We start from the raw sequence: 23,715 nt of genomic DNA, 5'->3' as shown, positions 1-23,715 counted from the left end.
GTGGGGCGCGAGGGCCGCGCCTACTATGCCATCGGGCGAGCTTCTGTTATAATGTAACCATGAACCCGTCAACCGCCGATCTCCGCGCCTTCGCAGCGCATGACCATGCCCACTGCCGCTCGCGCGCGCTCGCGGCCGCCGAGGAGCGCTGCCGCGCGCGCCGGCTGCGGCTGACCCCGGCGCGCGCCACCGCGCTCGAGGCGCTCCTGGAATCGCACCGGGCGATGACGGCCTACGAGCTCCTCGACCGCCTGCGCGAGGCCGGCCATGGCGGCCAGCCGCCGGTGGTCTACCGGGCGCTCGCCTTTCTCGTCGAGAACGGCTTCGCGCACCGCATCGAGCGCCTCGGCGCCTATGTCGCCTGCACGGGCGAGGGCGCGCATCCGGCGGCCTTCATGGTCTGCCGCGCCTGCCGCGCCGTCGCCGAGACCGCGCTCGACGTCGAGCCGGGCCTCGCCGAGCGCGCCTCCGCGTTCGGCTTCGTGCCGGAGCGCACCGTGGTCGAGGTCGAGGGCCTCTGCGCCCGCTGCGCCGCGACGGCCGCGGCGTGAACGCGCCGCTCCCGCCGCCGCTCCTCGCCACGCGGGGCCTCGGCTTCGCGCGCGACGGCCAGGCCATCCTGACCGGCGTCGACTTCGCCATCCGCCGCGGCGAGATCGTGACCATCGTCGGGCCGAACGGCTCGGGCAAGAGCACCTTCCTGCGCCTGCTCATCGGCGCCGACCGCCCCGACGCCGGCGCGATCGCCCGCGCGCCGGGGCTGCGCATCGGCTACGTCCCGCAACGGCTCGCCCTCGACCACACCATGCCGATGACGGTCGACCGCTTCCTCGCCATCGCCGGCGACCATGCCGGCCCGGAGGCGCGGCGCGCCGCGCTCGCCCGCGTCGGGCTGGCGGGGCAGGGGGGTCGCCAGCTCATCGACCTCTCCGGCGGCCAGTTCCAGCGCACGCTCCTCGCCCAGGCCGTGCTGCGCCGCCCCGACATCCTCGTCCTCGACGAGGCCACCCAGGGCCTCGACCAGCCCGGCGTGGCCCGCTTCTACCGCCTCGTCGAGGAGCTGCACGCCGAGCTCGGCTGCGCCGTCCTCATGGTCAGCCACGACCTCCACGTCGTCATGGCCGCCTCCGACCGGGTGATCTGCCTCAACGGCCACGTCTGCTGCGAGGGCGCGCCGACGGTCGTCTCCGCGGCCCCGGAATACCGCGCGCTCTTCGGCCTCGGCACCCAGGGGGCGCTCGCCCTCTACCGCCACGAGCACGACCACGAGCACGCGGCCGGCGGGCACGCCCATGCGCACGACCACGACCCCGACCACCACGTCCACGGGACCGGCGGGTGAGCCCGCTCGACGACTTCCTCGTGCGGGCGGCGCTCGCCGGCGTCGGCGTGGCCTGCGCCGCCGGCCCGCTCGGCTGCTTCGTCGTCTGGCGGCGCATGGCCTATTTCGGCGACGCCACCGCCCATGCCGCGCTCCTCGGCGTCACGCTGTCGCTGGCGACGGCGCTGCCCGTGACCCTCGGGGTCGGGCTGACCGCGCTCGCGATGGCGCTGACCATCACCGCCGCCTCGGGGCGCACCTACGCCGCGGACACGCTCCTCGGCGTCGCGGCGCACGGGGCGCTCGCCGTCGGCCTCGTCGCGGTCGGCTTCCTGCCCGGGGTGCGCGTCGACCTGCAATCCTACCTCTTCGGCGACATCCTCGCGGTGACGCGCGGCGATCTCGCGGTGATCTGGGGCGGGGCGGCGCTGGTGGTCGGCCTCCTCGCCTGGCGCTGGCGCAGCCTGATCCTGACCACGCTCAACGCCGACCTCGCCGCCGCCGCCGGCCTCTCCTCGACCCGCGAGCGCCTCGCGCTGACGCTGGCGCTGGCCGCGCTGGTGGCCGTGGCCATCAAGGTCGTCGGCGTCCTCCTGATCACCGCGATGCTGATCGTGCCGGCCGCCGCCGCCCGCGCCCTCGCCCGCACCCCCGAAGCGATGGCGATCGCCGCCGCCGCCGCCGGGACGCTCGCGGCCCTCGGGGGGCTCTCCGCCTCGATCCGCCTCGACAGCCCGACCGGCCCGACCATCGTCGTCGCCGCCATCGTGCTCCTCCTCGCCGCCAACGCCGCCTCCAGTCTCCGCCGCTGACGGCCCGTAGCCGGCGGCAAGGTCCGTCCCGCGACGGCGCCCGCCGCGTGACATCCTCACCCGGGTGGGCGCAAAACCCACGGCCCGAGGGTTTCCCGCGCATCAACCTTCGTTGCCATTGGATCACACTGCACGACAGGAGCCGGTCGCCGCCCGAGGCCGCGTCGCTCCCCCCCATCGAAGCGGGCTCTGCCCGCGAGGCTGCGGCGCGACAAGCGAAAGCAAGGCTTTCGCCGCGCCGACGGCTGGAGCGCGTTGGCGCGTAAGCCGTAGGGGGTCCAGATTTCTCCGTCGCGCGCAATCCGTCCGTGAGCGCGCCGGCGAGCGCGGCAACGCGCTCGCCCCCCGCAGGGGCGATCGCGGACGGATTTGCCACGGGTCAAATCCGTCTGGCTTCACCGTCCCGCACTCTCCCGACCGGGGTTTCTCTCCACTGTCGTGCAGTCTGCCATTGGATAAACAGGAATCGGAATACCAATATATTCCAGCATGTTGACCCGGCTAACACGCGTGTTAGCCGCGCGCCCCGCATCCTCGCCCGCCTCGGTCCGCTCCTCGTCAGGGCCTTTCGCAGAGGCCTCTGCGAGCACATTCCGTGAATTGCCCCGGGATCACTCCCCCGCCCCGGGCTCCCGCCCCAGCCGCCCGGCGCGGCCGCCGCGCCGCCTCGGCGCGACGAGCGCGGCCCGGGCCGGCAGCTCGGCCATCACCGCCCGCCGCTCGGCCGGGGTCATCCGCGACCAGCGGGCGATCTCGTCGATGCTGCGATGGCAGCCGACGCAGAGCCGCGCCTCCGGGTGGATGACGCAGACCTTCACGCAGGGGCTCTCCACCTCCTCGCGCTTCCAGATCTCGTCGCTCACGGCGCGAGCCTCGCCAGCCGGTCGAGCATCCCCTGCAGGATGTAGCCCGCCGCCACGTGGTCGATCACCTCGGCCCGCCGGCGCCGCGAGGCGTCGGCCTCCAGCAGCGCCCGCTCCGCCGCCACCGTCGACAGCCGCTCGTCCCAGAACGCCAGCGGCAGCGGGGTCAGCCGCCCGAGGTTCCGCGCAAAGGCGCGGGTCGACTGCGCCCGCGGGCCCTCGCTGCCGTCCATGTTGCGCGGCAGGCCGAGCACGATCCCGGCGATCCCCCGCTCGGCGACCAGCGCGAGGAGCGCCGCGGCGTCCTCGCCGAACTTCTTCCGGCGGATCGTCCGCAGCGGCGAGGCGATGCGGCGGTCGACGTCCGACACCGCCACCCCGATCGTCGCCGTCCCGAGGTCGAGGCCGGCCAGCGCCCCCCGCGCCGGCAGCGCCGCGGCGAAGGCGACCGGGTCGTCGAACGCCGCGGTCATTCCGTCAGCCCCGCCTGCGTCGCGGTCTCGCGCAGGAGCGCCAGCGCCGCGGGATCGGCGGCGAAGACCTCGCGCGCCTCGCGCCAGATCGCCGTCGCCTCGTCGCCGCGCCCGAGCACGCCGAGCGAGCGAATGAGCTGCGCCCAGTCCTCCGGCGGGCCGCCATCGGCGGCGAGCCGGTCGGCGAGACCCGCCACCATGCCCTCGATCATCGCGTCGCGGTCCTCGTCCGTCGCGGCCCCGGGCGCGCCGGACGCCTCCGGCGGCGGCTGCCGCCCCGCGAGCGCCGCGACCTCGGGCATCTGCGCCCGGATCGGCGGGATCCACGGCGCGTCCGCCGGCCCCTCGGCCAGCAGCCGCGACCACAGGCTGTAGGTCATGTCCGGCCGGCCGCCCTGCAGCAGCGCCAGCCCGGAATAGTAGCGCGCCGCCGGATCGTCCGGCGCGAGCGTCAGCGCCCGGGTCAGCAACGCCTCGGCCTCCGGCGAGACATAGCCGTTGGTGGCGAGGATCATCGTCTCCGCGAGGCCGACGACATCCTCCGCCGTCGCCTCCGCGCCCGCGAGATCCACCGCCCGCCGCCACGCCTCGCGCGCTGCCGCCCAGTTCCCCAGCGACAGCTCGGTCCGGGCGAGCAGCCGCTGCCCGGTGGGGTCGTCCGGCCGCGCCGCCACGGCCACGCGCAGCCGGTCGAGCAGGGCGGCGTCGTCCGGCGCGAGCGCCGGCGGCCGGGGGGGCGAGGGGTGGCCCGCCTCCGCGGCCATCGCCTCGACCTCGGCCTGGCTCGGCCGCTCGGCCCGGGCGCGGGCGAGCGCCGCCAGCCGCTCGGTCAGCGGCGCGTCCGGCCGGCCCGCCGCGCCGAGCGTCGCATAGACGCCGGCCGCCGCGAGGACGAGGGCCACCGCCGCCGCGATCGCCGCAGCGCGCGAGGCGCGCTCGGGGGCCTCGACGGCGGAGGCCTCCGTCGCCTCGGCGTCGGCGGCGGCGAGGAGCCGGCGCGAGACCTCGACGCGGACTGCCGCGGCCTCGTCCGCGGTGATCGCGCCGCGGGCAAGGTCGCTCTCCACCTCGCGCAGCTGGTCGCGGTAGACGCGCAGGTCGTAGCTCGCCCGCCGCTCCGCCCCGCGGCCGCCGCGCAGCAGCGGCCGCAGCACCGTGGCGCCGACGGCGAGCAGCAGCGCCGTCGCCACGATCCAGAACATCGCTCCTGCCTGCATGAAGGGCCCCGCCGCGTCGCGCCGGACCCTAGCCGCGCCGCCGCCGGGGCACAACGACCCGCGGCCGCGCAAGGCCGTGATCGCGCGTCAGCGCGCGGCCAGCGCCTTGCCGAGACGGGGCAGGCCCGCCCGCTTCAGGAGCGCCCGCGGCTCGGGACGCGTCTCCGTGCGCGCCGCCACGGCTGCGGCCACCGCCGCGAGATCGACCCCGTCGGCGAGGAGGTCGCAGAGGAAGCCGTCCGGCTCGCGCGGCAGGACGCCGTGGCGCGCCAGCGTCCGCGGCGGGAAGTCGGCGCGGTCGCGGGTCAGGAGCACGCCGGCGCCGCCGGTCACCGCGGCGGCGAGCACATGCCGGTCGTCCGGATCGGGGAGCGCCAGGGTCGCCTCGAGGTCCGGGTCTGCCGGGACCTCGGCCCCGGGCCATTCGGCCCGCAGCGCCGCGATGGCCGCGCGCGCCTCGGCCTCCACCTCCGGCCCGCGACGGCGCGCGGCGCGGGCCCATTCCTCGAGGATGCGCGCCGACCAGAGCGGGGCGAACCCGCCGGCCGCCGCCGCGCCGAGCAGCACCGCCCGCAGGATCGAGGGCATCAGCACGTTCGCGTCGAGGAGGACCCTCACGGCGCGCCGCGCCGGGACACGACGCCGGCGCCGGGCGCCCTCCCTGTCCCGACCGCCCCGCGTCGAGCGGGTTGAAATGCGTAGATCTGCGGGAGCCGTCGCGAGGCGAGGCGGCGCCCCTGGTCCCACCCATGCCCCCGTCGCGGAGCGCGCCGGGGTCGATTGTTACAGTATAACACAATGAAACAAATCAACGGCTTGACGAATATTCACGCGTGAACACCCGCCGCGGATCACGGGCCGAGCCGCAGGAACAGCGCCTTCAGGTAGGCCGTCTCGGCGAGCGCGGGATGGGTCGGATGGTCCGGCCCGGCGAAGCCGGTGTGCAGGATCTGCGCCGCCCGGCCGGCGCGGCCGACCCCGCGCAGGCTCGCCTCGCGGAAGCGGCCGAGGTCGGCGGCGTGGCTGCACGAGCAGAGCACGAGGAACCCGTCCGGCTCGACCAGCGCCGCCGCGAGCCGCGCCACCCGCTCATAGGCCCGCAGCCCCGCCTCCAGCGCCGAGCGGCTCGGCGCGAAGGCCGGCGGATCGGCCACCACCACGCCGAACCGCGCCCCCTCGGCGGCGAGCGCCGCCATGGCGTCGAAGGCGTCGCCCTTGCGGACCTCGTAGCGGTCCGCCACCCCCGAGGCCCGCGCGCCTCCTTCGGCCAGCGCCAGCGCCGGCGCCGAGCCGTCCACCCCGAGCGCCCGCGCCGCCCCGCCGACCAGCGCCGCGAGCCCGAAGCCCCCGACATGGCAGAACACGTCGAGCACGCTCCGCCCCTTCGCCAGCCGCGCCGCAAAGGCGTGGTTGGGCCGCTGGTCGTAGAAGAGCCCGGTCTTCTGCCCGCCGAGCAGGTCGGCGAGGTAGGTCGCCCCGTTCATCGGCGTCGCCACCGGCCCGTCGAGCCCGCCCGAGAGGAGGACGGTCTCCTCCGACAGCCCCTCCAGCGCCCGCGCCCGCCCGCCGGCGTTCTTCACCACCGTCCGCGCGCCCGTCACCTCCCGCAGGGCGGCGACCAGCGCGCCAAGATGCGCCTCGGCCCAGGCCGCGTTCGGCTGCACCGCCAGCGCGTCGCCGAAGCGGTCGATCACGATCCCCGGCAGCCCGTCCGCCTCCGCATGGACCAGACGATACCAGGGCGCCTCGTAAAGCGTCTCCCGCAGCGCCAGCGCCCGCCGCAGCCGCGCCGCGAACCAGCCCGCGTCGATCGTCGCGCCGGGGTCGCGGTCGAGCATCCGCGCCGCGATCTTCGAGCCGGGGTTGAAGGCGGCGACGCCGAGCGGCGCCCGCGCCGCGTCCTGCAGCTCGACGATCGAACCGGCCGGGATGGCGCGGGTGCGCCGGTCCATCGCCAGCTGGTCGGCGTAGACCCAGGGCGCGCCCCGGCGGATCTGCTGCGCCGGCGCCTTCTGGGTCAGCCGCGCCACCGGCCGGCCGCGCGGCGCGCCGTCCTCCTCGTCCGGCATCGCTCAGGCCGACCGCGGCCGCAGGTGCCTGAGGTAATGCCGCTCCAGCTGGCGGAACAGGAACACGAGGCAGAAGGTGATGAGCATGTAGAGCGCCGCGGCGGTCAGGAAGCCCTCGTAGGCGAGGTAGAACCGCGCGTTGAGCGTGCGGCCCGCCCCGAGGATGTCCTGGATGGTGATGACGCTCGCCACCGCCGTGCCATGCACCATGAATACGACCTCGTTGCCATACTGGGGCAGGGCGCGCCGCATCGCCGAGGGGATCAGCACCAGGAAATCCACCTGCCGCTTCGACAGCCCGAGCGCGTTCGCCGCCTCGATCTCGCCGCGCGGCGTGGTCTCGATCGCCCCGCGGATGATCTCGGTGGCATAGGCCCCCGAGTTCAGCGAGAAGGCGATGAGCGCGCACCACCAGGGCGAGCGCAGGAACGTCCAGGCCCAGCTGTCGCGGATCCATTCGAACTGCGACAGGCCGTAGTAGATCAGGAAGGTCTGCACCAGGAGCGGCGTGCCGCGGAACAGGTAGACGTAGCCGTTGATCAGCTGCGACCAGACCGGCGTCTTGCGGGCGCGGGCGATGCCGGAGGGCAGCGCGATGCAGAAGCCGACCAGCAGCGCGAGGAACGTCAGCTGCAGCGTCATCCACGTGCCCGCCGCGAAGAGCCGCCAGTTCTCGAGGACGAGGTCAACGCGCATGATGGCCCACCAGCGCGTGCCGCCGCTCCAGCCAGCCGAAGACCTGCTGGGAGAGGAAGGTGAAGAGGAGATAGACGAGCAGCACCGCGGTGAAGAACACGAAGGGCTGCCGCGCGGTCTTGCCGGCGTCGTTGGCGAGGCCGACGAGATCCTGCAGCCCGATCACCGAGACGACGGCCGTGGACTTCACCAGCACCTGCCAGACGTTGGCGTAGCCCGGCAGCGCGAAGCGGACGAGCTGCGGCGCGATCACCTTGCGCACCATCGGCCAGCTGCCGAGGCCGAGCGCCTGCGCGGCCTCGGTCTGGCCGCGCGGGATCGTCATGTAGGCCCCGCGGAAGGTCTCCGTCAGGTAGGCGCCGTAGATGAAGCCGATGGCGAGCATGCCCGCCACGAAGGGCGAGACGGTCAGCGGCCCGGCCCCGAAGACGCCCATCACGATGTTCACCAGCCGCTGGCCGCCGAAGTAGATGAGCAGGATCATCACCAGGTCCGGCACGCCGCGGACGATGGTGGTGTAGAGCTGCACCACCATCCGGGCGATGCGGCCGCCGGCGATCTTGCCGGCGGCGCCGAGCGCGCCGAGGGCGGTCGCGACCGCCAGCGACAGGAGCGCGAGCGCAATGGTGATCAGCGCGCCCTTGGCGAGCAGCGGCGCGTAGGCGATGAGCTGCGTCATCCGTGCGTCCCGCCGCGGGCGTCAGGAACCGTAGATGTCGATCTTGAAGTACTTCTTCTCGATCTCCTGGTACTTGCCGCTGTCGCGGATGGCGAGGATGGCCGCCGAGAGCTTGTCGCGCAGCTCGGTGTCCTCCTTGCGGACGCCGATAGCGGCGCCCTCGCCGTGGATCTCGGGGTCGTAGAACTGCTCGCCGATCCGCGCGTAGCCCTCGCCCGCCGGGGTGTTGACGAAGCCCTCCTCGAGCTGGATCGCGTCGCCGACGATCAGGTCGATGCGGCCGGAGGTCAGGTCGAGGATCGCCTCGTCCTGGCTGCCGTAGAGGGTGAGCTGCACGCCCGGATAGTGCTTCTCCACGTAGGCCTGGTGGATGGTGCCGCGCTGCGCGCCCACCACCTTGCCGTCGAGCCCGCCCGGCGCCGCCGGGTCGATGCCGCTGTCGGCGCGGCCGACGAACTCGTTCGGGACCTGGTAGTACTTGGCGGTGAAGTCGATCACCTGCTTGCGCTCGGCGGTCGAGGACATCGAGGCGACGATGGCGTCGCACTTCTTCTCGAGCAGCGCCGGGATGATGCCGTCCCAGTCGACCTTCACGAGGTTGCAGGTGTCGCCGATCTGCTCGCAGATGGCGTTGGCGATGTCGATGTCGAAGCCGACGATCGAGCCGTCCGACGCCGTCTCGGAGAAAGGCGGGTAGGCGCCCTCGACGCAGACGTTCAGGGCGAAGGCCGGCGTGGTCGCCAGGCACAACGCCGTCGCCGCGAGCAGTTTCCGCATGTCGAGCCCCCTGTCGGAGTTAAGTCTCCCTCGTGCCGATTGGTAGATGAGCCCCGGCGCAGGTCAAGCGACTTCGCGCCCGGAGACGCCGCGGAGCGGCCCGCAGCATCTCCGCCCCCCGTCCGGAGCCGTTTCCCGCTCCCGCGAGCCTGCGGGTCCTCGGTCCGGGCCGGCCTCGCGCTCCCCCGGGCTCCGCCGGGCGCTCCGGACGATGGAAGGAATCGCGCATTGTGCTATCCTTTGCCGGGAGCCTGCGGGAGGGTGGGGTGTTCCGGGACTAAGGGCGACTGCGCGGCGGAGGCGTCGGCGCGACGGGGGACGGCTCCGCCGCCGGCTCCGAAGGCGCCTCGACCGGTCCCCGCCGACCGGGGCCGGACCTGAGGAACCGGGAGGAAATCATGGCCCCTCGACTCAACCGCGTCCGTGAGGTGACCGCCCTGGCGGACATAGTCCGCGGGACGCTTGGCCCCGACACGATCGCTGTCGCCGCTGACGGCCAGACCGTCGCCGGCCAGCGGGGGAACGATCGGCTGAGCACCGCCTTCACGGACACCTCCCTGTTCGGCGGCGCCGGCGACGACCGGATGCTCTCGACGTACTCGCTCGGCGCCGCGACGCCGGCTTGGGCTGCGACGCTCGACGGCGGCGTCGGCGACGATCGCCTGACGGTCAGGCTCGACGCCGCCGAAAGCTCGCCGTCCGCCTACGCGGGCAGTGCGTCCCTCCTCGCGAGCGGCAGCGACGGGAACGACCGGATCAACGTCACGGCGAGCTTCGACAGCTATGCCATCTATCCCGAGCTCTCCTTCGACTTCCTCCTTCTCGGCGGGGCTCCGGCGCGCCGCCGAACGCCGACAGCTTCGCCGACCTCGTCGCCAATGCGGCGACGCAGATCGTCGCTTCCGACGACGCCTTCGCCTGAAAGCGGCCACGTCCGGCCGCCATCGCCATAACAGGAGGAACGCCATGACTGCCAAATCCGAGCGCGCCGCGGTGGCGACGCCGCTCGAGGCTCTCTACCTCGGCACGCCGGGGCCGGATCATCTTACCGCGACCGAGGACGGCCAGACCCTCGACGGCCTCGGCGGCGACGACTACCTGGAGAGCGGCTACAGCGACCCGACCCTGCTCGGCGGCGACGGCGACGACACGCTGCGGTCATGGCTCAGCATCGAGGACCGGCTCGGATGGTCCTATGACGTGACCCAGAGCGGCGGCGACGGCGACGACGATCTCGGCGCGCGTTTCGACTTCGACGGCCTGGACGAGGGGTCGGCGCTTTACTCCACGCTGCGGCTGAACGGCAACGCCGGCAATGACGTCATCGACGTCGCGCTGTCGCTCGAGCGGTTCTCCAGCGGCGGCTACTACGACATCGCCATCCTCGGAGGAGCGGGCGACGATACCGTTCTGCTCGACTTCTCCATGAACAGGATCGGCATGAGACCGCCTGAGGTCAGCAGGCTCGCGCTCTCCGGCGGCTCCGGCAATGACATGATCGGCGTCCGTTTGCGGTTTACCGGCGACGAGGATTTGAGGTGCGTCACGAGCGTAGATGCGGGCCGCGGCGACGACACGGTCCGCTTGCGCACGAGCGCCTCGAGCCTCGGGGACATGGATCAGACCTCCTGGGTATATGGGCAGGCGGGAGACGACGACATCTGGGTCCGGCAGACTGCCCAGCCGGGCTTCTCCGCGACCCAGCACACCTTCGTCTGGGGCGGCGACGGCGACGACAAGATCGTGGCGAGCAGCGCCGCGCCCTTCGCGCGTCACCGCAACGTAAGCCACTCGCTGTCTGGCGAGAACGGGAACGACGAGTTGCGCGCGCGCATCGAGGTCACCAGCCCCCTCGACGGCAACCAGGGCTACGCCAACGGTCTCTACGGCGGGTCTGGCGATGACACCCTCTTCGCCGTGATCACCGTCGCCCTCGGCTTCAACACGGTATCCGGCGGCGATGGGGACGATCGGATCTACGTCAGCGGCGGCAACGCGAACCAAATCCGTACCGGGGCCGGCATCGACACCTTCGTCATCGAGCCGTTCGCCGCGACGGGACAGCGCACGCGCCTGCTCGACTTCAACGGCGCCGTCGATCGCTTCGAGATCCTCGGCCTCTCCGACCTGGGCGCGCCCGGCCTCGTCGACGACCTCGACGCCATCGCCACGTTCGCCCCGAGCGGGCCGGGCGACCTGCGCGTGACCATCGGCGCGCTCATCATCGACGTTCGCGGCGCGCCGCCGAACGCCGACAGCTTCGCCGACATCGTCGCCGACCCGGCGACCCAGATCTTCGCCTCCGACGACGCCTTCGCCTGAGCGCGCGTCGACTTGCGGGGCCGCGCCGGGTTGACGCTCGGCGCGGGTTGGGCTAACGCACGCACCTCCGAATTTCCGAGGTGCGGCCGGAGCCGGCCCCCTTGGCGTGCAAGGACCGAGCCTATGTCCCGTCGTTGTGAACTGACCGGCAAGGGCGTGATGACGGGCAACAACGTCAGCCACGCCAACAACAAGACCAAGCGGCGCTTCCTGCCGAACCTCAACGAGGTGACGCTCGCCTCCGAGACGCTCGGCCAGAGCTACCGCCTGCGCATCTCCGCCGCGGCGCTGCGCTCGATCGACCACCGGGGCGGGCTCGACGCCTTCCTCGCCCGCGCCGACGACGCCGAGCTGTCGCCGAAGGCGCTGAAGATCAAGCGCGACATCGCCAAGGCGCAGCCGGCCGCCTGAGGCCCGCCATGACGTCGCCGTTCCGGGCGCTGGCGATCGCCGGCGCCCTTCTCGGGCCTGTCGCCGCCGCAGCCCAGTCCGGGGCGACAATCCGCGCCGGGGCGCTGACGATCAGCGGGGCGGAGGTGGTCGCCGCCACCGCGGCCGCGCCGACGGCCGCGGCCTATCTCACCATCGCCAACGCCGGCGCGACGGCGGACCGGCTCGTCGCGGTCGAGACGCCGGCCGCGCGGCGGGCCGAGCTGCACGAGACCGTGGTCACCGACGGCGTCGCCCGGATGGTCGCGCTCGGGGACGGCGTCGAGGCGCCGGCCGGGGGCGCGGCGACGCTCGCGCCGCGCGGCGCCCACGTCATGCTGATGGGCCTCGCCGCGCCGCTCGAGGACGGCGGGACCCTGCCGCTGACGCTGGTCTTCGAGACCGCCGGCCGGGTCGAGATCGCGGCGGAGGTCCATGTCGGCGCGCCGATGCGAGGCATGGAGCACGGGATGGGCCACGGCGGCTGACCCCGCGTTGGTTAACGTCACGTTCACGAATTATCACATTGACGTAACGTGAATTTAACGGATTCGCCGCGGCGCGGAAAAAGTTCGGCCGAGGGGTAAGTTTTTGCTTGCCATCGGGGTCGTCCGGCCCCATATGCCGGCCCCTGACGCCAACGCACGCACCTCTGCTCGGGCGCGCCTAAGAACCGCGAACTCAAGTAGCGACGGTAACGTCTCTTTTGGAAACGTCGAGGCCCCGCGGGGCCCCTCGGTCTGATGGAGATGACCATGATGCATGTCGCCGCCCGTACGGGCATTCCCGTCGCCTTCGACGCCCACCCCCAGGCCAGCGCGGTCTCGCCGCGGCAGGACGCCTATATCCGCAGCCGCGAGTTCGAGCGGCCGACGATGGTGTTCGACCTCGCCATGCTGCGGGGCAAGTACCGCGCGCTCGCCGAGGGGCTCGGCGAGGCGACGGCGATCCACTACGCCGTCAAGGCCAACCCGGCGCCCGAGGTGGTGGCGGCGCTGGCCGAGGAGGGGGCGCGGTTCGACGCGGCCTCGCGCGGCGAGATCGAGCTCTGCCTCGCGCTCGGCGTGCCGGCGCGGCATGTCGCCTTCGGCAACACGATCAAGCGGACCTCGGACATCGCCTATGCCCATGCCGTCGGCGTGGAGCAGTTCGCCGCCGACTCGGAGGCCGAGCTCTACAAGATCGCCGAGCACGCCCCGGGCGCGCGGGTGATCCTGCGGATGCTGGTCGAGACCTCGGAGGCGGAGTGGCCGCTCAGCCGCAAGTTCGGCTCGTCGCGACGCGAGGCGCTGCGGCTGATGGGGCTCGGGCGGCTGCTCGGGCTCGACGTCGCGGGCATCTCGTTCCACGTCGGCAGCCAGATGCGCGAGCCGCGGCTGTGGGCGCCGACGCTCGACGCGGCGCTGGCGCTGTGGACCGAGGCGGCGGAGCAGGGGCACCGGCTGCGCGTCCTCAACATCGGCGGCGGCTTCCCGGCCTTCTACGGCAGCCCGCTGCCGGAGACGTCGGCCTATGGCGCCGAGGTGATGCGGATGGTGCGCGCCCGCTTCGGCGAGGCGGTCGAGGTGATGGCGGAGCCGGGCCGCGGGCTCGTGGCCGAGGCGGGCGTGATCTGCGCCGAGGTGCTGCTGGTCGCGAGGAAGGACCAGGACGACCTCGCCCGCTGGGTCTATCTCGACATCGGCAAGTTCTCCGGGCTCGCCGAGACGATGGACGAGGCGATCCGCTACCAGATCGAGACCCGGCACGGCGACGACGAGACCGGGCCGTGCATCCTCGCCGGGCCGTCCTGCGATTCGGCGGACGTGCTCTACGAGAAGCGGCCCGTGCAGCTGCCGCTCGGGCTGCGCGAGGGCGACAAGGTGCGGATCCTCTGCACCGGCGCCTATACGACGAGCTACTCGTCGGTCGGCTTCAACGGCTTCCCGCCGCTCGACGCCGTGTTCCTCGACTGAGGCCCCGGGCGGGGGCATAGAAGGGGCCGCCGCAAGGTCGCGGCGGCCCGGGTGAGAGACGACATGACGCCTGCCGAGGACGGCGCGCTCTTCGCCTCCTACAACGTCCACAAGTGCGTCGGGATCGACCGAAGGTTCGATCCCGACCGGATCGGCGCCGTCATCGCCGAGATCGGGGCCGACGTGCTCGCGGTGCAGGAGGCGGACCGGCGGTTCGGCGACCGGGCGGGCCTGCTCGATCTCGCCGCCATCGAGCGCGACGCCGGGCTGATGCCGCTGCCGGTGGTCAGCGGCCATGCCGGCAAGGGCTGGCACGGCAACATGATCTTCGTCCGTGAGGGGATGTTGCGCGACCTGCACCAGGTGACGCTGCCGGGGCTGGAGCCGCGGGGGGCGCTGGTCGCCGACGTCGACCTCGCCTCCGGGCCGGTGCGGGTGGTGGGGGCGCATCTGGGACTGCTCCGGCAGTCGCGGCGGCTGCAGGTCGAGCGGCTGCTCGCCCATGCCGCCGACGGGGCGGACCGGCCGACGGTGCTGATGGGCGACCTCAACGAATGGCGGCACGGGCGGCGCTCGGCGCTGCACGGGTTCTCGGCGAGCTTCGGCCCGCTCGGGCTCGGGGCGCCGAGCTTTCCCTCGTATTTCCCCGTCCTCGCCCTCGACCGCATCCTCGCCACCCCGGGCGGCATCCTCGGGCCGGTCGTCGCCCATGACAGCCCGCTGGCCCGGAAGGCTTCCGACCACCTGCCGATCAAGGCGCGGGTGCGGCTGGGCTAGGAAATGTAGCACTGTGGGATGCCGGTCATATCATTGATATAATTGTGATTTCAAGATATTCACAGGATACGCACAGGCTTATCAACAGGGTTATCCCCAGATTGGATCGGGGTTGCGACGCGGAACCGATTTACCAGCATTGTTGGATATTCACAAAAAATCGGCGTCGTATCTAGGCTAAGCTGATTTGCGCGCAAATATATTTCGAAATATTTTGAATATAAACGGTGAAAATCATTGCACAGTCATCAGCGCCGCATTTCGCGGCGCCGTTCGATTCACTTGAAGCTCGCGCCCTCCCTGCCCGAACCGCTCCGCGTGGAGCAGGATGACATGCGCATGCCATCTTGGCGCCGTGGCGCGGCGAGGCCTTGCCGCCATTCCCGGCATCAAATCTTCCGGTGAACGGATCGGCCGAACCCCGTATGAGACGCGCAAGCAGCTGAGGCGGGGACGCGATGCCGACAGGGACCGGGCGCAGGGGCGTGTTCGCCTGGATGCTGTTCGACTGGGCGAACCAGCCGTTCCAGACGCTGATCGTCACCTTCGTCTTCGCGCCCTGGTTCGTCGCCGAGGCGGTCGGCGACCCAGCGCGGGGGCAGGCGCTGTGGGGGGCGGCGGCGGCCGGGGCGGGGGCGCTGACGGCGGTGCTGGCGCCGGTGCTGGGCGCCGTGGCGGACCGGACGGGGGCGCGCAAGGCCTGGGTGCTGGCGCTGTCGGTCCCTTACGTGGTCGGCTGCCTCGGGTTCTGGCTGGCGACGCCGCGGATGGCGGATCCGGCGATCGTGCTCGTCGCCTACGGGCTCGCCTTCGTCGGCTCGGAGCTCGGGCAGGTCTTCGTCAACGCCATGCTGCCGGGGCTCGCGCCGCGGGCCGAGCTCGGGCGGATCTCCGGCTCGGGATGGGCGCTCGGCTACGTGGGGGGCGTCGCGTCGCTCGTGCTGACGCTGGCGCTGCTCGCGCCGGCGCCGGGGGCGACGACGACGCTGATCGGCATTCCGCCGATCCTCGGGCTCGACCCGGGGCAGGGGGAGCCGGCGCGCGCCACCGGGCCGCTGGCGGCGCTCTGGTACGTGGTCTTCGCGCTGCCGCTGTTCCTGTGGACGCCGGACGCGCCGGCGCGGCCGCTGCGGGGCGCGCTCAGGGCCGGGATCGCCGACCTCGCCGCGACGATCCGCTCGGCATCGGGACGGGGACGGGGGGACCTGCTCCTCTTCCTCGTCGCCTCGATGGTCTACCGCGACGCGCTGGTCGGGGTCTTCACCTTCGGCGGCATCTATGCGGCGGGCGTGCTCGGCTGGGGGCTGTTCCAGCTCGGGCTCTTCGGCATCGTGGCGGCGGCGGTCGGCGCGGTCGGGGCCTGGCTCGGCGGGCGGGCGGACCGCGCCTTCGGACCGCGGCCGGTGATCCTCGGCTGCATCTGGACGCTGGTCGGGCTCTGCGTCGTGCTGGTGACGACGACGCGCGGGACCGTCCTGACGATCCCGGTCGCGCCCGGCTCCCGCCTGCCGGACATCGTGTTCTTCGTCGCGGGCGGGCTGCTCGGCGCGGCGGGGGGCGCGTTGCAGGCGGCGTCGCGGACGCTGCTCATCCACCTCGCCGAGGGGCGGATGGCGCCGGGGCAGGCCTTCGGTCTCTTCGCGCTCTCCGGCAAGGCGACGGCCTTCCTCGCGCCGACGCTGATCGCCACGGTGACCGCGGCGACCGGCTCGCAGCGGCTGGGGCTCAGCCCGGTGATCCTGCTTTTCCTCGTCGGGCTGGTGCTGCTATACCGGATCAAAACGACAACCGGGCAGCATCGAGGACAGGCCGCATGACCGGACGGCTCTTCGCATTGGCGCTCGCCGCGCTCGCCGCGCTTGCGCCCATGGCCGGGGCGCAGACGGCGCAGGCGCTCTTCGCGGCGAAGTCGACGCCGACCGACCACCGGGCGACGCCGATCGGCGGCTACTCGCGGGGCTGCATCGCCGGGGCGGTGCAATTGCCGGAGAGCGGGCCGACCTGGCAGGCGATGCGGTTGTCGCGCAACCATCACTGGGGCCATCCCGAGATGATCGCCTTCATCGAGCGGCTGAGCCGCGAGGCGACGCGCTACGGCTGGGCGGGGCTCTATGTCGGCGACATCGGACAGGCGCGCGGCGGGCCGGTGAAGGGCCACGCCAGCCACCAGATCGGGCTCGACGTCGACATCTGGACGCTGCCGGCGACGCGGCTCGACCTCAGCCGGGCGCAGCGCGAGAGCCTGTCGTCGAACACGATCAAGGCGGCGAACCAGCGCGAGGTGAACGGCAACTGGACCCCGGCGCTCGCGGCGATCGTCGAGACGGCGGCGCGCGACCCGGAGGTCGAGCGCATCTTCATCACCGCGCCGGCGAAGCTCGCCATGTGCGCCGACGCGAAGCGGTCCGACCGGGAATGGCTGCGCAAGGTGCGGCCGTGGTGGGGGCATGACGACCATTTCCACGTGCGGCTGAAGTGCCCGCCAGGCGCGGCGGGGTGCATCGCGAACGATCCGATCCCGCCGGGCGACGGCTGCGCCGACGCGGTCTGGTGGGTGACCGAGGCGCTGGAGCCGCCCGACCCGAACGCGCCGGTCCCGCCGAAGCGGCCGCCGCTGCGCCTCGCCGACCTGCCGGAGCAGTGCGCCGCCGTGCTGAACTGGAAGTGACGCCGGCATTGATCCGGGGGCTGACGCTCGCCGTCGCGCTCGCGATCGGGCTCGCCGAGGCGGCCTCGCCGGGGCCGCGGCTGGAGCTGGCGCGCCGCATCGTGTGGACGGCCGACGACCCGGCCTTCGGCGGCTTCTCGGCGATCGAGGTGGCGGACGGCGGGCGGACCTTCCTCGCGATCAGCGACCGCGGCAGCTGGGCCACGGGACGCTTCGAGCGCGGGGACGGCGCGCCGGAGGCGGCGGAGCTGACCGGGATCGGGCGGCTGCACGCCATCGACGGCGACCCGCTGCCGAGCGGCGAGGAGGCCGACGCCGAGGGCGTGGCGCTCGACGCCGAGGGGCGGGTCTACGTGAGCTTCGAGGGGTTCCACCGCATCCGGCGCTACGACGACATCGACGGGCCGGCGATCCGGGTGCCGAGCCATCCCGACTTCAAGCGGATGCAGGGCAACTCGGCGCTGGAGGCGATCGCCATCGACGGGGCAGGCGCGCTCTATGCGATCCCCGAGCGGTCGGGCAAGCTCGACCGGCCGTTCCCGGTCTATCGCCTGCGCGACGGGATCTGGGACAAGGAGCTGCAGATCCCGCGCTCGGGCGAGTTCCTGGTGTCGGGCGCGGATTTCGGGCCGGACGGGAGGTTCTACGTGCTGGAGCGGGCCTTCGCCTGGTACAGCGGCTTCGCGACGCGGGTGCGCCGCTACGAGCTCGGCGCCGACGGGTTCGACGAGGGCGTGACGCTGCTCGAGACCGGTCCGGGGAGCGTCGACAACTACGAGGGCATCTCGGTCTGGCGCGACGACGCGGGCGCGACCCGGGTGACGCTGATCGCCGACGACAACTTCTTTGCGCTGCAGTCGACCGCCATCGCCGAGTACGTGGTGGTCGAGGGCTGACGCGGTTTCTCGAAAGGACACCCCCCGTGAGCAAGACGATCCCCGGCGCGGCGCGCAAGTACGACCGGCTGATCGCGCAGGTTCGGGAGCTGCCGCCGGCGGTGACCGCGGTGGCGCATCCCTGCTCGCCGGGGGCGCTCGAGGGCGCGACCGACGCGGCCGAGCTCGGGCTGATCGTGCCGATCCTCGTCGGGCCGCGGGAGAAGATCGCGGCGACGGCGCGGGAGGCGGGGATCGACGTCTCGCGCTACGAGATCGTCGACGCGGCGCACAGCCACGAGGCGGCGGAGAAGGCGGTGGCGCTGGTGCGGGAGGGCAGGGCGGAGATCCTGATGAAGGGCTCTCTCCACACCGACGAGCTGCTCGCGGCGGTGGTGCGGCGGGAGAGCGGGCTGCGGACGGAGCGGCGGCTCAGCCATTGCTTCATCATGGACGTGCCCGGGCACGACAACGTGCTGGCGATCACCGACGCCGCGATCAACATCGCGCCGACGCTGGAGGAGAAGGTCGACATCGTGCAGAACGCGATCGACCTGATGCATGCGATCGGCAACGAGGCGCCGAAGGTGGCGATCCTGTCGGCGATGGAGACGGTGAACCCCAAGCTCCTGACCACGATCGAGGCGGCGGCGCTCTGCAAGATGGCGGAGCGGGGGCAGATCACCGGGGGCGTCCTCGACGGGCCGCTCGCCTTCGACAACGCGATCAGCCCGGACGCGGCGCGGATCAAGGGGATCGGCGGGCCGGTGGCGGGCCAGGCGGACGTGCTGGTGGTGCCGGACCTCGAGGCGGGCAACATGCTGGCGAAGAGCCTGACCTTCCTGATGGACGCGGATTCCGCCGGGATCGTGCTCGGGGCGCGGGTGCCGATCATCCTGACCAGCCGGGCGGACAGCGTGGAGAGCCGGCTCGCCTCCTGCGCGGTGGCGGTGCTGATGAGCGCGCACCGCAAGCGGGTGGCGCCGGTGTCGGGGTGAGCCTGTGCCGCCGATCCGCGCGCGCCTGCGTGGCTGGCGCATGCGCGTGACGCGGCGGGAAAGCGTCCGGAAGCAGCGGAGGTTATGGCGTCAGAGGATTGACATCATTTGATATTGCCGATGCCGCCCGCGTCGATGCGGGGCCAGTCGGCCATGCGGTTGCGCAGCCAGCTGCGCTGGCGTTTGGCGTATTGGCGGGTGGCGATGGCCATGGCCTCGCGGGCGGCGTCGAGGGGGAGGCGGCCGTCGAGAAAGGCGGCGAGCTCGGCCGCGCCGATCGCCCGGCCGGAGGGGGCGGCGAGGTCGTGGCCGCCGGCGAGGAAGCGGCGGCATTCGTCGACCGCGCCGGCTTCGATCATCTTATCAATTCTCGCGCGGATGATATTGGCGAGGCGGGATTTGTCGACCTCGACGACCACGTGCGCGGTGGCATTGAGGGGCAGGGCCGGCGGGGCGGGGTCGCGCCGCCAGGCGGCGAGGCCGCGGCCGGTGGCGGCGACGACCTCCCAGGCGCGCATCAGCCGCATCGGGTTCCGGCGGTCGAGGCCGGCGAGCGTCTCGGGGTCGTCGCGGGCGAGGTCGGCCTCGAGCGCGGCGCGGCCGCCCTCGGCGAGGCGGGCCATGGCGCGGGCGCGCACCTCGGGCGGCGTCGGCGGGATGACGGCGAGGCCGCGGGTCAGCGCCTCGAAGTAGAGGCCCGTCCCGCCGACGACGATCGGCCGGCGGCCGGCGGCTCGGGCCTCGGCGAGCGCGGCCGTGGCCTCGGCGAGCCAGGCGCCGACGGAGTAGGGGGCGTCGCAGGGGACGTGGCCGTAGAGGCGGTGCGGCGCGCAGGCGAGGTCGGCGTCGGAGGGTCGCGCGGTCAGCACGCGCCAGCAGGCGTAGACCTGCAGCGCGTCGGCGTTGACGACGACGCCGCCGTCGCGCTCGGCCAGCGCCAGCGCCAGCGCCGACTTGCCGCTGGCGGTCGGGCCGGCGATCAGGATCGGGCGCAAGGCGTCCGGCTCCGGCTCAGGATGCGCTCACGAGGCGCGCTCGGCCTCGCGGGCCAGCGCGCTCGCCACGGTCGAGGTGAAGCGGGCCTCGGGCGGGCGGACGCCGTGGGTGAGCAGCGCCCGGCGGATCTCGGGGTTGGCGGCGGCGATGTAGAGACGGACGCCGCGGCGATGCGACTTGCGCGCGAGGCCCTCGACGACGTTGGCGCCGGTGGAATCGAGGAAGGGCACCAGGGCGAAGTCGAGGACGAGGGCGCGGTTGGTGTCCTGGATCGAGTCGAGGACCGAGCCGATCGAGGCGGCCGCGCCGAAGAAGAACGCGCCGGTGATGTGGTAGACCACGACGGCGGGGTTGGCGGCCGTCGCCTCGTCGTAGCCGGTGCCGGCGTCGGCGACGTCCTGGCCGACGAAGGGCGTCTCGGTCTCGACCGCCGCCTGCTGGCTCATCCGGTTGATGAAGAGCACCGAGCCGAGCGCGAAGCCGACGATGATCGCCTCGGTCAGGTCGCGGAAGATCGTCAGCAGGAAGGTGACGCCGAGCACCGCGGCGTCGCCCCAGCCGGAGCGGACGAGCACGGCGATGGCCGGCTTCTCGATCATGTTCCAGGCGACGACCGCCAGCACGCCGGCGAGCGCCGCCAGCGGGATGAAGGCGGCGAGCGGCGCGGCGACGAGCATGAAGAGCAGCAGGAAGGCGGAGTGCAGCATCCCCGACACCGGCCCGTGCGCGCCGGCGCGGACGTTGGTGGCGGTGCGGGCGATCGTGCCGGTGACGCAGAAGCCGCCGAAGAGCGCCGAGCCGACATTGGCCACGCCCTGCGCCACCAGCTCGCAGTTCGAGCGGTGCCGACGCCCGGTCATGCCGTCGGCGACGACGGCGGAGAGGAGCGACTCGATCGCGCCGAGGAGGGTGAAGGCGACGGCGGCGGGCAGGACCGCGGAGACGAGCTCGAGGCTGAGCTCGGGCAGGTGCGGCGAGGGCAGGCCCGAGGGGATGCCGCCATACTGGCTGCCGATGGTGTGGACCGGCAGCGAGAACGCCGCCGTCGCCGCGGCGGCGAGCCCGACGGCGACCAGCATCCCCGGCCAGTGCGGGCGGAAGCGGCGGAGCGCGAGGATGACGGCGATGGTCCCGGCCGAGACGGCGATGGCGGCCGGGTGCGCCGTGGCGCGCGCGCCCCAGAGCGCGGGCAGACGCTCGAGGAGCGCGCCGGGCTCGTGTTCCAGCGAAAGGCCAAATATCTCCTTCAACTGGCTGGCGAATATGATGACGGCGATCCCGGCGGTGAAGCCGACGGTCACCGGGAACGGGATGAACTTGACGTAGGTTCCGAGGCGCAGGAAGCCGGCGCCGACCAGCAGCAGCCCGGAGATCGCGGTGGCGAGGATCAGCCCGTCGACGCCGTGCTCGGCGACGGTGGCGGAGACGAGCACGATGAACGCGCCGGCGGGGCCGCCGATCTGGAAGCGCGAGCCGCCGAGCGCCGAGACGAGGAAGCCGCCGACGATGGCGGTGAAGAGGCCCTGGGCCGGCGTGACGCCGGAGGCGATGGCGATGGCCATGCTGAGCGGCAGCGCGACGATCGCCACGGTGAGCCCGGCGACGGCGTCGGAGCGGAGCTGCCGGGGCCCGTAGCCTTCGCGCAGCACGGTGACGAGCTTCGGGGTGTAGAGCTCGGCGAAGCTCGCCGTGGGACCGAAGCCCGGCGCGGGTTTCGGCGCGGGTTTGGTCAGGGCCACAGGGGATGGTGTGGGCATCGGGGGGCTTCGCCGTCGCGGGAGTTGCGGGAGTGGTGGCGCTTTCCGGCGCGGGAGGCAAGGGCGCCGGGCCGCGCCGTCAGGGGTTGTCGGGATTGGTTACATAATCTCGCTTATCCGATATAGGCGCGGGGTCGTGATGGCTGTCCCCTGCCGTGGCCCCGCCGCTCAGGGCGTCGCTCACGGAATGACCGGTTGACCGCGGGCGGTTTTCGTTCTGCAATGCCATGGGGGCCGGCCGAAAAAACAACAGGGAGACGACGATCATGGACATCCCGACGATCAACGGCAAGCCGCCGCATTCCGCGGTCCTGCGCATGGCGGCGGCCGCGCGCGCGGGCCGGCTCGATCGCCGCGAGTTCCTCGCCACGGCGACGGCGCTCGGCGTCACCGGCGCCGGCGCCTGGGGGATGCTCGGGCTGACCATGCCGACCCGGGCGCGCGCGCAGGAGCCCGTGCCCGGCGGCGTCATCAAGATCGCCATGCAGGTGATGCGCATGGACGACCCGCGCATTTTCGACTGGTCGCAGAAAGGCAACCAGGGCCGGCTGATCGTCGAGCCGCTGGTGCGCTACACCGCGGACTTCACCTTCCAGCCCTGGCTCCTCGAGAGCTGGGAGGTCAACGACAAGGCGGACGAGTACACGCTCCATGTCCGCAAGGGCGTGACCTGGAACAATGGCGACGCGTTCAACGCCGACGACGTGGTGTTCAACCTGTCGCGGTGGTGCGAGAGCCATGTGCCGAACAACTCGATGGGCACGCGCATGGCCGCCCTGCTCGAGAAGAAGGGCGAGGAGAAGTTCGTCGGCGACGTCACCAAGGAGGACGGCACCGTCGTGCAGGAGGAGCAGGTGCGCGAGATCTTCGGCGCGCGCGACGGCGCGATCGAGAAGGTCGACGACCTCACCGTCAGGCTGCATCTCGCCAACCCGGACATCACCATCATCCCGAACTTCGCCGATTATCCGGCGCTGATCGTGCACCGCGGCTTCACGGGGGACCTGTCGGTCGATCCGGTGGGCACCGGCCCGTGGGAGCTGGTCTCGACCGAGGTCGGCGTGCGCGGCGTCTACAAGAAGCGCACGAACGGGGCCTGGTGGGGCGACGCCGTGCCGGACATGGGGCCGGTCTTCCTCGACGGGGTCGAGTATGTCGACTACGGCACCGATCCCTCGGCGACGATCGCCGCCTACGAGGCGCGCGAGATCCACACGAGCTACGAGACCCCGCCCTCCTATGTCGAGATCTTCGACGGGCTCGGTCTCGCCAAGTCCGAGGCGGTGACGGCCAACACGCTCTGCGTGCGGATGAACGTCACCCAGCCGCCGTTCGACGACCAGAAGGTCCGGAACGCCGTGCAGCTCGCCGTCGACAACCAGGTGGTGCTCGACCTCGGCTACCAGGGGCTGGGGCGCAAGGCCGACAACCACCATGTCGGACCGATGCATCCGGAGTATTTCGAGCTCCCTGCCCCGGCCCGCGACCCGGCCAAGGCCAAGGCGCTGATGGCCGAGGCCGGACACGCCGACACCGAGATCGAGCTGATCTCGCTTGACGACGACTTCAACCGCAACACCTGCGACGCGGTGGCCGCGCAGCTGCGCGACGCGGGGATCAACTGCAAGCGCACGGTGCTGCCGGGCAACACCTTCTGGAACAACTGGACGGGCTATCCCTTCTCCTCGACCGAGTGGAACATGCGGCCGCTCGGGGTGCAGGTCTATGCGCTGGCCTATCGCTCGGGCGAGCCATGGAACGAGACCGGATTCGCCGATCCGGAGTTCGACGCGCTCCTGGCCGAGGCCTATGCGATCGCCGATCCGGACAAGCGGCGCGAGGTGATGGCCAAGATGGAGAAGATCATCCAGGACAGCGGGATCCTGATCCAGGCCTACTGGCGCTCGACCTTCCGGCACATGACCGACGACGTCCACGGCCTCGTCATGCACCCGACCTTCGAGATCCATCTGGAGAAGACCTGGCTCGCCTCCTGAGCCATCCCCACGCCACCCGCCCCGGCGTTCGCGC

Annotated in this window: 24 protein-coding genes; 14 read left to right on the top strand and 10 right to left on the bottom strand. The window is 72.5% G+C overall.

The annotated features are described in order from the left end of the window. Nucleotides 1–59 precede the first annotated feature (59 nt). Genes KBB57_RS05275 through KBB57_RS05265 form a run of 3 tightly spaced genes read left to right on the top strand, consistent with a single transcriptional unit; the run spans nucleotide 60 to nucleotide 2,133 of the window. Nucleotides 60–551, top strand: coding sequence for a transcriptional repressor (locus KBB57_RS05275; RefSeq protein ID WP_290747490.1), 492 nt, complete (start codon nucleotides 60–62; stop codon nucleotides 549–551). Beyond that, nucleotides 548–1,342, top strand: a complete 795-nt coding sequence (locus KBB57_RS05270; protein WP_290747489.1) for a metal ABC transporter ATP-binding protein — start codon at nucleotides 548–550, stop codon at nucleotides 1,340–1,342. Before KBB57_RS05275 ends, KBB57_RS05270 begins: the two co-directional genes overlap by 4 nt. After that, entirely contained in the window at nucleotides 1,339–2,133 is a 795-nt protein-coding gene (locus KBB57_RS05265; RefSeq protein ID WP_290747488.1) for a metal ABC transporter permease, read from the top strand. The genes KBB57_RS05270 and KBB57_RS05265 overlap by 4 nt, the downstream gene beginning before the upstream one ends. 611 nt (nucleotides 2,134–2,744) lie before the next feature. On the opposite strand, the gene KBB57_RS05260 is transcribed toward KBB57_RS05265, so the two are convergent. The 8 genes from KBB57_RS05260 to KBB57_RS05225 form a co-directional block, all read right to left on the bottom strand. Beyond that, on the bottom strand, nucleotides 2,745–2,996 hold the full coding sequence (locus KBB57_RS05260) for a DUF1289 domain-containing protein (RefSeq protein ID WP_290747487.1): 252 nt from the start codon (nucleotides 2,994–2,996) through the stop codon (nucleotides 2,745–2,747). Next, nucleotides 2,993–3,469: a Holliday junction resolvase RuvX gene (ruvX, locus tag KBB57_RS05255; RefSeq protein ID WP_290747486.1), complete on the bottom strand. Its 477-nt coding sequence runs from the start codon at nucleotides 3,467–3,469 to the stop codon at nucleotides 2,993–2,995. The genes KBB57_RS05260 and ruvX overlap by 4 nt, the downstream gene beginning before the upstream one ends. After that, nucleotides 3,466–4,686: a c-type cytochrome biogenesis protein CcmI gene (gene ccmI / locus KBB57_RS05250; protein WP_290747485.1), complete on the bottom strand. Its 1,221-nt coding sequence runs from the start codon at nucleotides 4,684–4,686 to the stop codon at nucleotides 3,466–3,468. The genes ruvX and ccmI overlap by 4 nt, the downstream gene beginning before the upstream one ends. Before the next feature lie 87 nt (nucleotides 4,687–4,773). Next, nucleotides 4,774–5,304 carry an RSP_2648 family PIN domain-containing protein gene (locus KBB57_RS05245; RefSeq protein WP_290747484.1) on the bottom strand — a complete coding sequence of 177 codons (531 nt, stop codon included), beginning with the start codon at nucleotides 5,302–5,304 and terminating at the stop codon, nucleotides 4,774–4,776. Nucleotides 5,305–5,537: 233 nt separating this feature from the next. After that, on the bottom strand, nucleotides 5,538–6,755 hold the full coding sequence (locus tag KBB57_RS05240) for an RSP_2647 family RNA methyltransferase (RefSeq protein WP_290747483.1): 1,218 nt from the start codon (nucleotides 6,753–6,755) through the stop codon (nucleotides 5,538–5,540). A 3-nt stretch (nucleotides 6,756–6,758) separates the two neighbouring features. After that, nucleotides 6,759–7,451 (bottom strand): ABC transporter permease, encoded by a 693-nt coding sequence (locus KBB57_RS05235; RefSeq protein WP_290747482.1) that lies wholly within the window; start codon nucleotides 7,449–7,451, stop codon nucleotides 6,759–6,761. Continuing rightward, a complete protein-coding gene (locus tag KBB57_RS05230) occupies nucleotides 7,441–8,130 on the bottom strand; it encodes an ABC transporter permease subunit (RefSeq protein WP_290747481.1) in 690 nt (229 codons plus the stop codon). Before KBB57_RS05230 ends, KBB57_RS05235 begins: the two co-directional genes overlap by 11 nt. Before the next feature lie 21 nt (nucleotides 8,131–8,151). Then, nucleotides 8,152–8,907 carry a transporter substrate-binding domain-containing protein gene (locus tag KBB57_RS05225; RefSeq protein WP_290747480.1) on the bottom strand — a complete coding sequence of 252 codons (756 nt, stop codon included), beginning with the start codon at nucleotides 8,905–8,907 and terminating at the stop codon, nucleotides 8,152–8,154. 398 nt (nucleotides 8,908–9,305) lie between these two features. On the opposite strand from KBB57_RS05225, the gene KBB57_RS05220 reads away from it, so the two are divergent. The 10 genes from KBB57_RS05220 to KBB57_RS05175 all read left to right on the top strand — a co-directional run bounded on the left by KBB57_RS05220 (nucleotide 9,306) and on the right by KBB57_RS05175 (nucleotide 18,931). Further along, complete coding sequence (locus KBB57_RS05220) at nucleotides 9,306–9,860, top strand: hypothetical protein (RefSeq protein ID WP_290747479.1); 555 nt, start codon at nucleotides 9,306–9,308, stop codon at nucleotides 9,858–9,860. A gap of 13 nt (nucleotides 9,861–9,873) precedes the next feature. Beyond that, nucleotides 9,874–11,229, top strand: a complete 1,356-nt coding sequence (locus tag KBB57_RS05215; RefSeq protein ID WP_290747478.1) for a hypothetical protein — start codon at nucleotides 9,874–9,876, stop codon at nucleotides 11,227–11,229. 123 nt (nucleotides 11,230–11,352) lie between these two features. Next, entirely contained in the window at nucleotides 11,353–11,640 is a 288-nt protein-coding gene (gene rpmB / locus KBB57_RS05210) for a 50S ribosomal protein L28 (protein ID WP_290747477.1), read from the top strand. Nucleotides 11,641–11,648: 8 nt separating this feature from the next. Further along, nucleotides 11,649–12,146: a copper chaperone PCu(A)C gene (locus KBB57_RS05205; protein WP_290747476.1), complete on the top strand. Its 498-nt coding sequence runs from the start codon at nucleotides 11,649–11,651 to the stop codon at nucleotides 12,144–12,146. A gap of 270 nt (nucleotides 12,147–12,416) precedes the next feature. After that, a complete protein-coding gene (locus tag KBB57_RS05200) occupies nucleotides 12,417–13,613 on the top strand; it encodes a type III PLP-dependent enzyme (RefSeq protein WP_290747513.1) in 1,197 nt (398 codons plus the stop codon). Nucleotides 13,614–13,676: 63 nt separating this feature from the next. Next, the gene (locus KBB57_RS05195) at nucleotides 13,677–14,390 is read left to right on the top strand and encodes an endonuclease/exonuclease/phosphatase family protein (protein WP_290747475.1); all 714 of its coding nucleotides are present in this window, start codon (nucleotides 13,677–13,679) and stop codon (nucleotides 14,388–14,390) included. Between the two features lie 458 nt (nucleotides 14,391–14,848). Further along, entirely contained in the window at nucleotides 14,849–16,207 is a 1,359-nt protein-coding gene (locus KBB57_RS05190) for an MFS transporter (protein WP_290747474.1), read from the top strand. Next, nucleotides 16,204–17,058 carry a penicillin-insensitive murein endopeptidase gene (gene mepA / locus KBB57_RS05185; RefSeq protein WP_290747473.1) on the top strand — a complete coding sequence of 285 codons (855 nt, stop codon included), beginning with the start codon at nucleotides 16,204–16,206 and terminating at the stop codon, nucleotides 17,056–17,058. Before KBB57_RS05190 ends, mepA begins: the two co-directional genes overlap by 4 nt. Before the next feature lie 8 nt (nucleotides 17,059–17,066). After that, entirely contained in the window at nucleotides 17,067–17,954 is an 888-nt protein-coding gene (locus tag KBB57_RS05180) for an esterase-like activity of phytase family protein (protein ID WP_290747472.1), read from the top strand. A 26-nt stretch (nucleotides 17,955–17,980) separates the two neighbouring features. After that, the gene (locus KBB57_RS05175) at nucleotides 17,981–18,931 is read left to right on the top strand and encodes a phosphate acetyltransferase (RefSeq protein ID WP_290747471.1); all 951 of its coding nucleotides are present in this window, start codon (nucleotides 17,981–17,983) and stop codon (nucleotides 18,929–18,931) included. A 104-nt stretch (nucleotides 18,932–19,035) separates the two neighbouring features. Here KBB57_RS05175 and miaA read toward each other — a convergent pair whose 3' ends face one another. Continuing rightward, a complete protein-coding gene (miaA, locus tag KBB57_RS05170; RefSeq protein WP_290747470.1) occupies nucleotides 19,036–19,926 on the bottom strand; it encodes a tRNA (adenosine(37)-N6)-dimethylallyltransferase MiaA in 891 nt (296 codons plus the stop codon). A 27-nt stretch (nucleotides 19,927–19,953) separates the two neighbouring features. Further along, nucleotides 19,954–21,684 (bottom strand): SulP family inorganic anion transporter, encoded by a 1,731-nt coding sequence (locus KBB57_RS05165; RefSeq protein WP_290747469.1) that lies wholly within the window; start codon nucleotides 21,682–21,684, stop codon nucleotides 19,954–19,956. A 266-nt stretch (nucleotides 21,685–21,950) separates the two neighbouring features. Between KBB57_RS05165 and KBB57_RS05160 the strand changes: the two genes are divergently transcribed. Next, the gene (locus KBB57_RS05160) at nucleotides 21,951–23,681 is read left to right on the top strand and encodes an ABC transporter substrate-binding protein (protein WP_290747468.1); all 1,731 of its coding nucleotides are present in this window, start codon (nucleotides 21,951–21,953) and stop codon (nucleotides 23,679–23,681) included. Nucleotides 23,682–23,715: the final 34 nt, after the last annotated feature.

This window comes from Amaricoccus sp. (assembly GCF_017993425.1).
Lineage (GTDB): Bacteria > Pseudomonadota > Alphaproteobacteria > Rhodobacterales > Rhodobacteraceae > Amaricoccus.
The sequence above is the reverse complement of the archived record's forward strand: the minus strand, read 5'-3'. Positions and strand labels throughout refer to the sequence as shown.